The sequence below is a fragment of the Eubacteriaceae bacterium Marseille-Q4139 genome (genome assembly GCA_018223415.1).
Classification (GTDB): domain Bacteria; phylum Bacillota; class Clostridia; order Lachnospirales; family Lachnospiraceae; genus CABSIM01.
Genome location: JAGTTQ010000001.1, coordinates 505,542 through 518,217, shown reverse-complemented (window position 1 = coordinate 518,217; position 12,676 = coordinate 505,542). Strand labels below are relative to the sequence as shown.

At 54.7% G+C, this 12,676-nt stretch carries 13 protein-coding genes, 3 tRNA genes and 1 riboswitch; of the genes, 14 read left to right on the top strand and 2 right to left on the bottom strand.

Annotated elements, in window-relative coordinates; genetic code table 11:
* The first annotated feature begins 120 nt into the window (after positions 1 to 120).
* The 12 genes from KE531_02530 to KE531_02475 all read left to right on the top strand — a co-directional run bounded on the left by KE531_02530 (position 121) and on the right by KE531_02475 (position 9,569).
* On the top strand, positions 121 to 822 hold the full coding sequence (locus tag KE531_02530) for an RraA family protein (protein ID MBR9952504.1): 702 nt from the start codon (positions 121 to 123) through the stop codon (positions 820 to 822).
* Positions 823 to 843: 21 nt separating this feature from the next.
* Positions 844 to 1,872: a hydroxyacid dehydrogenase gene (locus tag KE531_02525; GenBank protein MBR9952503.1), complete on the top strand. Its 1,029-nt coding sequence runs from the start codon at positions 844 to 846 to the stop codon at positions 1,870 to 1,872.
* Positions 1,873 to 2,158: 286 nt separating this feature from the next.
* On the top strand, positions 2,159 to 2,683 hold the full coding sequence (locus KE531_02520) for a hypothetical protein (protein MBR9952502.1): 525 nt from the start codon (positions 2,159 to 2,161) through the stop codon (positions 2,681 to 2,683).
* Positions 2,684 to 2,697: 14 nt separating this feature from the next.
* A complete protein-coding gene (locus KE531_02515) occupies positions 2,698 to 3,078 on the top strand; it encodes a hypothetical protein (protein MBR9952501.1) in 381 nt (126 codons plus the stop codon).
* A 126-nt stretch (positions 3,079 to 3,204) separates the two neighbouring features.
* Positions 3,205 to 3,405, top strand: a riboswitch (cobalamin riboswitch).
* 267 nt (positions 3,406 to 3,672) lie between these two features.
* Positions 3,673 to 4,719, top strand: coding sequence for a sirohydrochlorin cobaltochelatase (locus tag KE531_02510; protein MBR9952500.1), 1,047 nt, complete (start codon positions 3,673 to 3,675; stop codon positions 4,717 to 4,719).
* Between the two features lie 892 nt (positions 4,720 to 5,611).
* Positions 5,612 to 6,748 carry an ABC transporter substrate-binding protein gene (locus KE531_02505; protein ID MBR9952499.1) on the top strand — a complete coding sequence of 379 codons (1,137 nt, stop codon included), beginning with the start codon at positions 5,612 to 5,614 and terminating at the stop codon, positions 6,746 to 6,748.
* An 11-nt stretch (positions 6,749 to 6,759) separates the two neighbouring features.
* Positions 6,760 to 7,779, top strand: coding sequence for an iron ABC transporter permease (locus tag KE531_02500; GenBank protein MBR9952498.1), 1,020 nt, complete (start codon positions 6,760 to 6,762; stop codon positions 7,777 to 7,779).
* 12 nt (positions 7,780 to 7,791) lie between these two features.
* Positions 7,792 to 8,940 (top strand): ABC transporter ATP-binding protein, encoded by a 1,149-nt coding sequence (locus KE531_02495; protein ID MBR9952497.1) that lies wholly within the window; start codon positions 7,792 to 7,794, stop codon positions 8,938 to 8,940.
* Positions 8,941 to 8,949: 9 nt separating this feature from the next.
* Positions 8,950 to 9,023: transfer RNA gene (locus KE531_02490), tRNA-Pro, on the top strand.
* A gap of 11 nt (positions 9,024 to 9,034) precedes the next feature.
* Positions 9,035 to 9,106 (top strand) — tRNA-Glu (locus tag KE531_02485).
* 123 nt (positions 9,107 to 9,229) lie between these two features.
* Positions 9,230 to 9,302: transfer RNA gene (locus tag KE531_02480), tRNA-Ala, on the top strand.
* Between the two features lie 93 nt (positions 9,303 to 9,395).
* Positions 9,396 to 9,569, top strand: coding sequence for a DUF1540 domain-containing protein (locus tag KE531_02475; GenBank protein ID MBR9952496.1), 174 nt, complete (start codon positions 9,396 to 9,398; stop codon positions 9,567 to 9,569).
* Between the two features lie 113 nt (positions 9,570 to 9,682).
* Here the strand turns inward: KE531_02475 and KE531_02470 are convergent, their stop codons facing one another.
* A complete protein-coding gene (locus KE531_02470) occupies positions 9,683 to 10,579 on the bottom strand; it encodes a LysR family transcriptional regulator (GenBank protein MBR9952495.1) in 897 nt (298 codons plus the stop codon).
* A gap of 108 nt (positions 10,580 to 10,687) precedes the next feature.
* Here KE531_02470 and KE531_02465 point away from each other — a divergent pair, with 108 nt between their 5' ends.
* Positions 10,688 to 11,287 carry a chromate transporter gene (locus KE531_02465; protein ID MBR9952494.1) on the top strand — a complete coding sequence of 200 codons (600 nt, stop codon included), beginning with the start codon at positions 10,688 to 10,690 and terminating at the stop codon, positions 11,285 to 11,287.
* On the top strand, positions 11,287 to 11,850 hold the full coding sequence (locus KE531_02460; GenBank protein MBR9952493.1) for a chromate transporter: 564 nt from the start codon (positions 11,287 to 11,289) through the stop codon (positions 11,848 to 11,850). Before KE531_02465 ends, KE531_02460 begins: the two co-directional genes overlap by 1 nt.
* On the opposite strand, the gene KE531_02455 is transcribed toward KE531_02460, so the two are convergent.
* Complete coding sequence (locus KE531_02455) at positions 11,847 to 12,668, bottom strand: DUF368 domain-containing protein (protein MBR9952492.1); 822 nt, start codon at positions 12,666 to 12,668, stop codon at positions 11,847 to 11,849. The genes KE531_02460 and KE531_02455 overlap by 4 nt on opposite strands.
* Positions 12,669 to 12,676 lie beyond the last annotated feature (8 nt).

Sequence of the window (12,676 nt, the reverse complement as noted above, 5' to 3'; positions counted from 1 at the left end):
AAATTACTTGTTGAAAACTGAAAAAAGCCTTGTTTGTCTTTGTGACTAAAAGGCAGTACAATAAAACCAGAAAAGAAAAGCTTTGAGGCACGAAAGCTAAGAGAAAGGACGGAAACGAAAATGCCAGTAGGAAAGAGAATTTATTTGAAGCGCAATCTGCCGGATAAGGACGTCATGATGCAGTTTAAGACGATTCCGGCTTCCAACACCTGTGACGTTATGGAACGGAACTCGGCCATGAACCCGAGAATCCGGCTTATGAGCAGCCCGAAGGAGCAGATGATGGTGGGGCCGGCCCTGACCGTAAAGGTGCGGGGCGGCGATAACCTGGCACTCCATGCAGCCTTAAACATTGCCGAGGAGGGCGATGTGGTTGTGGTATCCAACGAGGGCGACAATACGAGATCCCTCATGGGCGAAATCATGATGGCATATCTCCGCTACGGAAGAAAGGCGGCCGGCATCGTCATCGACGGCCCGATCCGCGACATCGACGAGATCGCCGGATGGGATTTCCCGGTCTATGCCACGGGCACCACGCCGGGCGGCCCCTATAAAGAGGGCCCGGGCGAGGTCAACGTGCCGGTTTCCTGCGGGGAGGTCAGCGTGAACCCCGGCGACATCATCCTTGCCGATCCCGACGGAATCATCGTGATCCCGAGAAAGGACGCGGCCCAGGTGCTTGAAGATGCAAAGAAATTCCAGGCGGCCGATGAAAAAAAGCTGGAGGCAGCAAAAAACGGGACATCCAAGAGGGACTGGGTGGAAAAGTCCCTGATGGAAAAAGGCTTTGAAATCATCGACGGCGTTTACGAGCCATAAAAAAGAGGAGGAAGACAGATTATGGGATGGAAAATTTTACTGCCGCAGGAGATCATGAGCGAGGGAAGAAAGCTTTTGGAGGATGCGGGACATACGATCATTGAGGGACGCGGCTTTGAGACGGAGGACGTGCTGGCCGATATGAAGGAACACCAGCCGGACGCCATGATCGTGCGAATCACGCCGATTACGAGAGAGGTCATTGAAGCCAACAGGAATTTAAAGGTTATCGTGCGCCACGGCGCCGGCTTTGACAGCCTGGATGTGAAGGCCTGCCATGACAACGGCGTGCAGGCATTATATGCGCCGGTGGCAAACAGCACGTCGGTGGCCGAGACAGCCATGCTTTTGATTTTAGAGTGCAGCCGGAATGTGACCATCCTTCATAATACCTGGGTGGACGACTACTACAAGGCAAAATTAAAAGTCCATAAGACCACTTTAAACGGAAAGACCCTGGGGCTCATCGGCTGCGGAAACATCGGAAGCCGCCTTGCCGTCCGTGCACTTGCCATGGAGATGAATGTGCTGGCTTACGATCCCTATAAGCCGGCGAAGGACTTCCCGGAAGGCGTCGAGGTGGTGCGTGACCTTGACAGGATCTTTAAGGAGAGCGACTACGTCTCCCTCCATACGCCGAACACGCCGGTGACGAAGAACATGGTGGACATGCGCCGCCTTTCCATGATGAAGCCCACCGCCTTTTTAATCAACACGGCAAGAGGCGGCTGCGTGGTGGAAGAGGATCTCTATGAGGCATGCAAAAACGGCGTGATCGCAGGCGCCGGATTGGATGCCATCCGCAAAGAGCCGGTGGATCCGAAGAACCCGCTTCTTACGCTCGACAATGTCATCATCTATCCGCACATCGGCGGAAACACCGTGGAGGCGGCCCACCGGGCATCGTATTTCGCGGCCATGGGCGTGGAAGAGGTCTATGAAGGAAAGACGCCCACCTGGCCAATTCATGACGTGGATTATGAGCATGCCGTCACGTATGATGATGTGAAAAAGCCGGACAGGAAGCCGGCGGGGATGTTTGATTTTTAATACTGCAAAGGAACAAAAAATGATCGGGCAGGAGGCCATACGGCCGCTTACCCGGTCATTTTGCGTTATTACGGCATCTCCGGTTTCAGGGACGCGCTGACGGAGACGCAGCACTCCTTCAAGGCGCCGGAAAAACAAGGAGAAAACCGGATTTTTCCGGAGAAAAAGATTGACAAATGAGTTAAGGGGGGGGGGTAAAATCAGAAAAGGAGGGGATGCTGCCCTTGCCCGTTCTGTATGGAATGGGAAAATAACTGCGATTAAGAAACATAAAAAGGAGGAGAAGATGATGAAAAAGAAGGTACTTGCATTTGCTGCTGCGGCTGTATTCACATTATCCGTGTCCGGATGTGCCGGAGGGGAAGCGGCAGGCAATGGCGGAGGCAGCACTGCGGGACAGGAAGAAAGCCAGACCGTTTCGGTGATGGATAAGGACACCTATCTTGCGGAGATAGACGGGTTAAATTCGGCGGCGTATGAGTTTATGCAGATCATGACGGCTCTTACGGAAGATCTTGATTGGGAAACCGCAATTACAGAGATTCGGGAGTGCAAGACGCCGTTTATCGAGTTCAGTGAGATTGATAATCCTCCGGAAGGATATGAAGAAGCCCATGCAGAGATGGCTGCGGCAAGCAAACGGGTCGGGGAGTTTTTAGATGACTACGCTGATTTTTTCCAGGACGTACAGGATGGAATTATTGATACGGATGAAGAATATACGGAAAAATCAGAAACCCTGCTGGCTGAAATGGAAGCAAGCTTTGCCGAGCTTGGCGAGAAAATGGGAGAAGTGCAGGAAATCCAATAGACGGAGGTGCGGAAATGAATGAAGCAAAACTTCAAGAGCAGAAGAACAAGCTTGTAAAAAACAAATATATGGAGGAAAGTGACCATTTGCTTGACTATGCACAGGGCAATACCTGGGAGCGGCTTCTCGGCCCATGGGGAAGGTGGAGGCCGGGCTGGATTTATTTTACGGAGAAAAAAATTATTTGCTTCTGGGGCTTTGCGGGATCGTTAGTCATCCCTTACGATACCGTTTCAGAGCTTGGAACGTGCAGCCAGATGTTTTTGCCGTTTGGAATCACAATCACGCATACGGACAAAGACGGAAAGGTTGTAAAAGACAAAATATCCGTACAAAAGCGGAATGAGAGACTAAAGCTCATTTCTGAAAAAAGCGGCATGGCGGTTTCCGGGTAATCACCTCCCTTTCGGGGCTGCCCGCAGACGGAGAATCCTGCGAAAGCGGGATTCTTTTCATGATTTCTCCCATTCCGTGTTTTTCACGGTTGCCTTTTTACTCCATAGATGCTAAGATATCCCCATATCGAGTTAAGAGCAGACGGTGCCGCGCCCCAAAGCGCGGTTAAAAGGGAAACAGGTGAGAGACCTGTGCGAGCTCGTCACTGTAAGCCGGGAGCGCATGTCCATTGCCGGAAGGCAGGTCACTGACCCGAAAGGGTTGGGAAGGCGGTCATGCGTTAGGATCGGCAAGCCAGGAAACCTGCCGTCTGTTGGTACAGGAATACACTTCCAAAATCACGAGAAATTGGTTGTGCCGGTTCATGGGCTTTCTGGCCTGTGAATTTCTGACTCAGACGGGGTGGAAAAATTCTGTCCATTTGCGGCTTCCAAAAAAAGGAGGCCGTCAGTCTGAGCACCGGCCATGGGCCGGTGTTTTTGTGTCCTGTGAGACGAACGCCAGGCGGGGAAACGATGGCCGCCCGCCGTGTCACGGGAAACTCTGTACCTTCTGAAGTCGAGAAATACTACGTATTACAGGAGGAAAACGAGATGAAACTGAAAAAATTGGTGGTTTTAGGCATGACGGCAGCCGTGGCAGCGGCAGTGACGGGCTGCTCTTCAAGCGGCGATACGGCCACGAATGCAGCGGCCGAGGTGACGACGGCAGGCGAGACCGGGGAGACAACAGCCGAAGAGACGGAAGTCGCGGAAACCGAAGCAGCCGGGGAAGAAGAGGCGGAGGACGAGGAAAACTACGATACGGGCGACGCCTCCTTAGACAATCCGAGAAATCAGGATGAAATCGGGGAGAGCGAACTTCTTGTGGCAAGCTTCGGAACCAGCTACAACGACAACCGCCGCCTGACAATCGGCGCCATCGAGGAAGCCATGGAAGCGGCGTTTCCGGATTATTCGGTGAGAAGAGGCTTTACGAGCCAGATTATCATCGACCATGTGAAAGACCGGGACGGCGAAGTCATTGACAACATGACGGAAGCCTTCAACCGCGCCATCGACAACGGCGTGAAAACCCTCGTGATCCAGCCGACGCACCTTATGGACGGTCTGGAGTACAACGACGTGGTAAACGAGGCTGCCGAATTTTCCGATTCCTTCGAGAAGATCGCCATCGGCCGGCCGCTTCTCGATACGGATGCCGATTTTGAGGCCGTGATTAAGGCAATCACCGAGGCCACGGCAGAGTACGATGACGGTGAAACGGCTATCTGCTTCATGGGCCATGGCACGGAAGCCGAGTCCAACCAGGTGTACGGAAAGATGCAGGACATGCTTACGGCAGCCGGTTATGAGAACTATTTTGTCGGCACCGTAGAGGCGGAGCCGGGTCTGGAAGACGTGCTTGCGGCTGTCGGAGAGGGAAGCTATAAAAAGGCAGTGCTTCTTCCGCTGATGATCGTGGCTGGTGACCATGCCAACAACGACATGGCAGGCGACGAAGAAGGAACCTGGAAGACAGAGTTTGAGGCAGCCGGTTATGAGGTGACATGTGTGCTGAACGGCCTTGGCGAGCTGGAAGCCATCCAGCAGCTTTTCGTGGAGCATGCACAGGCAGCCATGGACAGCCTTGCAGAATAACGGGAAAGGAAAACGGGCCGGCCGGCGGGAACTGGCCGGCTCGTTATGACAAAGAATCATGAAAAACAGGAAAAAATTTCTGGCAGTGCTTGCGGCGGCAGCCATGGTGATGTCCGGCTGCGGCTGCCAGGGAACGGAGACGACTGCCGCTTCCGCCGGGACGCAGGCCGAGACGGCGGCTGAGACGGCGGAGGCAGAAAAGCCGTCTGAAACCGCGGCGGAAAAGGAGACGGTTGCCCCCTCCGAGGTGGTGGAAGAGGGGATGGTTCCCGTCTATGCCGGTGAGTTAAAGGACGGAACCTACGAAATCAAGGTGGATTCCAGCTCCAGCATGTTTAATATTACGGACTGCCTTTTGACGGTGGAGGACGGTGCCATGAGCGCCGTCATGACCATGAGCGGCAAAGGCTACTTAAAGGTTTTCATGGGTACGGGCGAAGAAGCCGAGACAGCCTCCGAAGCCGATTTCATCCCTTACGCCGAGGCGGAGGACGGAAGCCATACCTTTGAGGTGCCGGTGGAGGCCCTGGACATGGGGATTGACTGTGCGGCCTTCAGCAAGAACAAAAAGCAGTGGTACGACAGGACGCTGGTGTTCCGCGCGGATTCCCTGCCGGCGGAGGCCTTTATGGAGGGCCGGATTGCCACGGCTGAAAGCCTGGGGCTTGCGGACGGAACCTACCGCATTGACGTGGCCCTTGGAGGCGGTTCCGGAAGGACTTCGGTGGAGTCCCCGGCGCTTTTAACCGTAAAAAACGGCCGGATGACGGCCAGAATCGTTTTTAGCAGTCCCAATTATGATTATATGAAAGTGGACGGCGTGCAGTATGACCGGGTGAATGAGGAAGGAAATTCTGCCTTTGAAATCCCGGTATCCGGCCTGGACTTTCCCATGGCGGTGATCGCAGATACCATTGCCATGAGCGTCCCCCATGAGATCGAGTACACGCTGACCTTTGATTCGTCTTCCCTGGAGCCCGAGGGCTCCTTGGAGGACGCGAAACCGTTTGCATCCATGGAGCTTCATTATGCCGATCAGTTTTCCGTGGATTACTACGACGGCGGCTATAAGCTGATTTCCATCAAAGACGGCGGCTCCTACCTCGTTGTGCCGGAGGGAAGTGAGCCGCCGTCCGGGCTTTCGGAGGAGATTGTAGTCTTAAGACAGCCGCTCGATCATGTCTATCTCGTGGCAACCTCGGCCATGGATTTCATCTGCGGCATCGAAAGCCTCGATAAAATCGCCCTTTCCGGGACGGAGGCCTCCGGCTGGTACATCAAGGAGGCGAGAGAGGCCATGGAAGCGGGAGATATCGCCTATGCCGGGAAATACAGCGCCCCGGATTACGAGCGGATCCTGGCGGCGGGCTGTGACCTGGCTGTGGAGTCGACGATGATTTATCATTCCCCCGAGGTAAAGGAACAGATGGAAACGCTGGGAATCCCGGTTCTCGTGGAACGCTCCAGCTACGAAAGCCACCCGCTCGGCCGCATGGAGTGGATCCGCCTTTACGGCGCCCTTTTTAATAAGGAGGAGCTGGCGGAGAAACAGTTTTTTAAGCAGGAGGCACTTCTTAAAGAGGCCATGGCAGGGGAGTCCACGGGAAAGACGGCGGCCTTCTTTTATGTCAGCTCCGGCGGCTATGTGAACGTGCGGAAATCCGGGGATTATGTTGCGAAAATGATCGGCCTGGCTGGCGGAACTTATGTCCCGGAGACGCCTGGCGGCGAGGAAAATGCCCTGTCCACCATGAACATGGAGATGGAGGCCTTTTATGCCGCGGCCAGGGAGGCCGACTATATCCTGTACAACAGCACCATCGACGGAGAGCTGGAGACGATGGAACAGCTTTTGGAGAAAAGCAGCCTGCTGTCGGATTTCAAGGCGGTGAAAAACGGGAATGTATGGTGTACGGGAAAAAACATGTTTCAGGAAACCATGGGACTCGGCGGCATGATTCTGGAAATGCATCAGATTTTTACAGGAGAAGCCGAAGATGAGATGGAATACTTCCACAAACTGAAATAGAGGGGAAAACAATGTCCGAAAAGAATTATGGCCGGTATGCCCTTTCGTTTGGCATCCTTGGGGCGGCGCTCCTTTTTCTGGTGTTTTTGAATATCAATTCCGGCAGCGTGAGCCTGTCGCCGGGCGAGGTGCTCGCAATTCTGCGGGCGGGAAACGGCGAAGAGACGGCGCAGCGGATTGTCTGGGAGATCCGGCTTCCCAGGATCTTAGCTGCCGTACTGCTTGGCGGGGCGCTTTCCGTTTCCGGGTTTCTGCTTCAGACCTTTTTTTCAAATCCCATCGCCGGCCCGTTTGTCCTGGGGATTTCCTCGGGGGCGAAGCTTTTGGTGGCGCTCGTGATGATCTGGTTTCTGGAGCATGGCCTCGCAGCCGGCTCCGGCGTCATGATTCTTTCGGCCTTTGCCGGTTCCATGGTTTCTATGGGCTTCGTGCTGGCCGTTTCCGGGCGGGTCAAGCAGATGTCGCTCCTTGTGATCTGCGGCATCATGATCGGCTATATCTGTTCGGCGGTCACGGATTTTGTTGTCACCTTTGCCGACGACTCCAACATCGTGAACCTGCACAACTGGTCGATGGGCAGCTTTTCCGGCATTTCCTGGGACAATGTGCGCGTGATGGCCGTGGTGACGGCTGTGACTATGGTTTTCGTGTTCTGCCTGGCAAAGCCCATGGGGGCGTATCAGCTCGGTGAAGTCTATGCAAAAAACATGGGCGTCAATATCCGGCGGTTCCGGGCAGAGTTAATTCTCCTTTCCAGCGTGCTGTCGGCTTGCGTGACGGCCTTTGCCGGCCCGATTTCATTCCTCGGCATTGCGGTTCCCCACGTGGCAAAGACGATGTTTAAAACAGCCAGGCCGCTTCTCATGATTCCGGCCTGTTTCCTTGGCGGCGCCGTTTTTGCGCTGTTTTGCGACCTGATTGCGAGAACCATGTTTGCGCCCACGGAGGTGAGCATCAGCTCGGTGACGGCCGTGTTTGGAGCGCCCATCGTCATTTATATGATGATCCGGGACAGAAAGCATATGAAATAGGGAGGAAGCATTTTGGAGCGAGGATATATTGATACGGAAAAACTTTCGGTGGGCTACGGGAAAAAGACGCTGATCCGTGACATTGCGCTGCATGTGAGGCGCGGCGAGATCGTGACGCTCATCGGGCCCAACGGCGCCGGGAAATCCACGATTTTAAAGACTATTTCCGGAGAGCTTAAAAAGCTAGGCGGCACAGTGTACTTGGGCGGGGACTCCATGGCGGAAATGAAGGAGGCGGAGCAGGCGAAGCGCATGGCTGTCGTGATGACCGAGCGGATCCGGCCGGAGCTCATGACCTGCTATGAGGTGGCTGCCGCCGGTCGTTATCCCTATACGGGGCGGTTCGGGCTTTTAGGGGAGAACGACCGAAAAAAGGTGAAAGAAGCCCTGGAGCTGGTGAACGGCCTCGACCTTTCCGACCGGTATTTTACCGAGATCAGCGACGGGCAGAAGCAGCGGATCCTTTTGGCGCGCGCCATCTGCCAGGAGCCGGAGGCCATCGTCTTAGACGAGCCCACCTCTTTTCTTGATATCCGCTATAAGTTAGAGATTCTTTCTATATTAAAGGAGCTTGTGAGAAGCAGGAAGACGGCTGTCCTCATGTCTCTTCATGAACTGGAGCTGGCCCAGAAGGTTTCTGATTTTGTGGTCTGCGTGGACGGGAACGCCATCGGCCGTGTGGGGACGCCGGAGGAGATTTTTTGTACGGATTATATAAGGGAGCTGTACCGGATCGGACGTGGGACGTACCAGGCAGAGTTCGGCAGCCTGGAGCTTGAGAAGACGGCAGGGGAGCCGCGTACGTTTGTCATCGGCGGGGGCGGCGCCGGTCTTCCAGTCTACCGGCTGCTCCATAGAAAGGGGATCCCGTTTGCCGCAGGCATTCTCCATGAAAACGATGTGGAATACCATACGGCTAAGGCGCTGGCAGCCCGGGTGGTTTCCGAGCGCCCGTTTGAGGCTATCGGGGAGAGGGCCTTTGAAGAGGCAAAGGAGATTCTTTCCGGCTGCGATACGGTGGTCTGCTGTCCGGAGGAATTCGGCACCATGAACCGGAAAAATGAGGAGCTGGCCGAGCTTGGAAAAAAATTTAAAAATTTTACAAAAAGCACTTGCTTTTTACAAAAACCTATGCTAATATATAGAAGTTCGCTGCGATAGTTCGGACAGCGAGGCGTGGCTCAGTTTGGTAGAGCGCTGCGTTCGGGACGCAGAGGTCGCAGGTTCGAATCCTGTCGCCTCGACTTAGTGACATGGCCTGTTGGTCAAGCGGTCAAGACGACGCCCTCTCACGGCGTAAACCCGGGTTCGATTCCCGGACAGGTCACTGGCTGCTGCATCTTTGATGCAGCAGCTTTTTTCTTTGCCGGAACTGCTGCGCCGGAATAAAAATCTTCTGCGAAATGGATTGCAATTTCCGGCAATCGTGCTATAATAGCCGTAGTGGAATGGGGACATAGCTCAGCTGGGAGAGCGCTGCGTTCGCAACGCAGAGGTCGCGGGTTCGAATCCCGTTGTCTCCACTCTTTTTTTGCCCTTTTTTTAAAAACCAGAATTTGTCATCATACTTTTTCGCCCTGCGTCCATACTAACAGGGAGAAAAGGTGGTGATATTGATGAAAACAGCAGGAAAGAATGATTCCATCCAGTGTACGATTCATAACTGTGCGTTCCATGCAGGCGCCGTGGATTACTGTACTCTTGACACGATCCGCATCGGTACCCATGAGTTAAACCCGACAAAAAAGGAATGTACAGACTGTGAGTCCTTTAAGAACAAGATGTCATGATAGCGGGAGCACACATGCGAAGGGATTCCGCATCATAAAGAAAGCCGGAGACGCAGCGATTGCGGTCTCCGGTTTTCTTTTGCTGCACAGGCCTGCCCTGCCTGCTTTGCCGGTCAGAGCGCCGGTTTTATGTACACGCCGTCGTCGGCCTGGAGGAAGGCGGAAAACTGCTTCATGGCCGGGGAGATGAATTTGTTTTTGTGGTAGGCCAGGCAGACGGTATTGCGGAAGGAAAAGTCAGAGATGCGGATTTCTGCCAGCGTATGCCTGGAAAGCTCCGGCTCCGCCAGCTTTTCCGGCAGGATCGTGACTCCGAGACCGGCCTTGGCGGCGGCCAGGATTGCCTCCTGGGACGAGCTGACCCACGCCGGTTCCGCCAGAGAGCCCGACTGGGCCTTTGCCGTCTGGAAGGCCTCGTGGGAGCTGCTGTTTGGCTCGCGGAGAAGAAGGGGCTGTTCCATGAACTCACGGAGAGTCACGGTTTTTCCGGCCAGGGGCCCGTCCGGCGAGCAGACGGCGATGTGGTTTTCCGAAAACAGGTGCACAAGGGTCAGAAAGGGCGAGCGGACAAAGCCGCCGACGACGGCCAGATCCAGCTCGTTGTCCAAAAGGAGCTTTTCGATGAGTTCAGTGGTGCTGACCCGCACATGGATTTTAAGCTTCGGGTTTTCCTTCTGGAAACGGCGCACCAGATCCGGGATCCAGTAGGCGCCGGGATTGGGGCTGGAGCCGATCCGCAGCGTCCCTTTGGGATCCGGATTCTGAAAGGACGTCTCGATTTCATCATAGAGGGCGATCAGATGGGAGGCATAGCTTAAAAGGGATTTTCCCTCTTCGGTGATTTTTAACCGCTGGTTGATCCGTTCAAAAAAGCGTGTCCCGTAGTGTTCCTCCAGCTCCCGGACGGCGACGCTTACGGTGGGCTGTGTCAGATAAAGGGCCTCGGCGGCTTTCGTGATGCTTTCATAAGAGGCCACTGCGATAAAAATGCGGAAATGGCGGATGGTCATGTGCCGGTTCCTCCTTTTTGAGATCATAGATAAAATACTAACAACTATATAAAATTATAATAATTTTCTAATGGAAAAACAAGACGTATAATGGAGCTGCAAAACGAAATGGAAAGGAAGACAGACGGTATGGAAAAGAAAAAGGGAGACAGGAGACAGCTTCTCGCCTTGTTTCTTGGAACCTTGTACATCAGCGCGTTCACCTTCGGCGGCGGCTTCGTGATCGTCACCTTTATGAAGAAAAAGTTTGTGGATGAGCTGCACTGGATTGACGAAAAAGAGATGCTGGATTTCACGGCCTTAGCACAGGCCTCGCCGGGCGCCATTGCCGTCAATGCGGCGATTTTGGTGGGCTGGAAGATCGGCGGTTTTTTCGGGATGCTTACGGCGGTAGCCGGCACGATCCTGCCGCCGATGGTGATCCTCTCGGTAATCTCTGTTTTTTACGCGGCCTTTGCGTCTAACCCGTGGATTGCCGTGACTCTGGAAGGGATGCAGGCAGGCGTTGCGGCCGTGATCCTTTCGGTGTCCTGCGATTTGTGGGCCAATGTCAGGAAGGAAAAAAGCCTGCTGTATTACGGGATTTTTGCGGCGGCCTTCATCGGGAATTTTGTGTTTGGCGTGAGCGTGATTTTCTTAATCCTGGCGGCTGCGGCCGTGGGACTTTTGCGGCTGTTTTTTGACAGAAGAAAGGAGGCCGGGAGATGATGGTTTATCTGATGCTTTTCTTAAGCTTTCTCCAGGTGGGGATGTTCAGCATCGGCGGCGGATACGCGGCCATCCCGCTGATCCAGAGCCAGGTGGTAGACGTCCACGGATGGCTTACCATGGAAGAATTCATGAACCTTGTAACCATAGCCGAGATGACGCCGGGGCCCATCGCCATCAACTCCGCCACCTTCGTGGGAATCCGGATCGCCGGGCTTTTGGGCGCCGTCATCGCCACCTTTGGCTGTATCCTGCCGTCCTGCATTCTTGTTTCGATCCTGGCCTGGGTTTACAGAAAGTATAAGAGCGCGCCGGCCGTGGACGGGATTTTAGGCTGCCTGCGGCCGGCCGTGGTAGCGCTCATCCTGGCAGCGGGGATTTCCATGTTCCAGGCGGCCGCCTTTGAAGGCGGCGTTATCAGCAGGGAGACGGTGCAGGCCGTGCGGTTATGCCTGTTCCTGGCCGCCTTTGTTATCCTGAGAAAATTCAAATGGAACCCCATTCTTGTCATGTGCCTCTGCGGCGCCGGAAACCTGATTGTCTCCGCGGCGGCAGGAATTTAGGCCTCGTCTCTTCCGTTTGCCGAGAGGAGGCGGATGATGAAAAAGCCGGCGGCCAGCATGGCGGCGCAGAGAAGAAGCCCGCTTCCGGCCGGGATGCCGGGGAAGACCTCGGCCATGGAGCCGAGAATAAAGCCCAGGATCATTAGATAAGTGGGCTGCGGATGCGCCGTCATGGCATGCTCTAAAAGCTTCGTGGTGAGAATAATCCCCAGAAGCAGGCCGATGCCAAGAGGCACGAGGAACGGCAGGTAAAACTCGCTGATTGCCCGCATGGTTTCGTCATAAAGACCGATCAGAAGAAGCAGGTAGGAGACGCTGATGCCGGGAAGGACGAGAGCGGCGGCCGCCAGGATGCCGGCTGCCGTCAGCATGAGAAAACCGGCAGGCCCGGCCGTGGCCTCCGGCTGGAAAATCCCTGTGGGGATGACGGAAAAGAGAAAAACCACGGAAAGGCCGGCAGCGGGAAAGAAAAGGGCTTTCCAGGAAAAACGCCGGACTTCGGCCTTTCGGACAATCAGGGGAACGCCGCCGGCCACGGCCCCGAGAAAGAAATAAAGCGCCGGCACCGGGTACCGTTCAATCAGCGCCAGAAGCGGCCTGGCAAAGAGGATCATGCCGAGGCCGCCGCCGAGGGAAAAGAGTGAGAGAAAAGCCAGGCTTTCCTTTTTGTGTTTCATGAAGGAGCTGACGGAAGAGACAAGCCGGTCATAGACGCCAAGGATCATGGCCATGGAGCCGCCGCTGACGCCGGGCACCAGCATGGTTCCGCCTACGATCATGCCTTTTGGGACTACTGTCAGGTATGTATGTTTGTTCATTTTGAAAG

Coding starts and splice junctions, on each gene's coding strand:
- KE531_02475 (MBR9952496.1), top strand. CDS start 9,396: ATGAAAACAGCAGGAAAGAATGATTCCATCCAGTGTACGATTCATAAC.
- KE531_02510 (MBR9952500.1), top strand. CDS start 3,673: ATGAAACTGAAAAAATTGGTGGTTTTAGGCATGACGGCAGCCGTGGCA.
- KE531_02525 (MBR9952503.1), top strand. CDS start 844: ATGGGATGGAAAATTTTACTGCCGCAGGAGATCATGAGCGAGGGAAGA.
- KE531_02505 (MBR9952499.1), top strand. CDS start 5,612: ATGGCGGTGATCGCAGATACCATTGCCATGAGCGTCCCCCATGAGATC.
- KE531_02470 (MBR9952495.1), bottom strand. CDS start 10,579: ATGACCATCCGCCATTTCCGCATTTTTATCGCAGTGGCCTCTTATGAA.
- KE531_02500 (MBR9952498.1), top strand. CDS start 6,760: ATGTCCGAAAAGAATTATGGCCGGTATGCCCTTTCGTTTGGCATCCTT.
- KE531_02465 (MBR9952494.1), top strand. CDS start 10,688: ATGGAAAGGAAGACAGACGGTATGGAAAAGAAAAAGGGAGACAGGAGA.
- KE531_02460 (MBR9952493.1), top strand. CDS start 11,287: ATGGTTTATCTGATGCTTTTCTTAAGCTTTCTCCAGGTGGGGATGTTC.
- KE531_02530 (MBR9952504.1), top strand. CDS start 121: ATGCCAGTAGGAAAGAGAATTTATTTGAAGCGCAATCTGCCGGATAAG.
- KE531_02520 (MBR9952502.1), top strand. CDS start 2,159: ATGATGAAAAAGAAGGTACTTGCATTTGCTGCTGCGGCTGTATTCACA.
- KE531_02455 (MBR9952492.1), bottom strand. CDS start 12,668: ATGAACAAACATACATACCTGACAGTAGTCCCAAAAGGCATGATCGTA.
- KE531_02515 (MBR9952501.1), top strand. CDS start 2,698: ATGAATGAAGCAAAACTTCAAGAGCAGAAGAACAAGCTTGTAAAAAAC.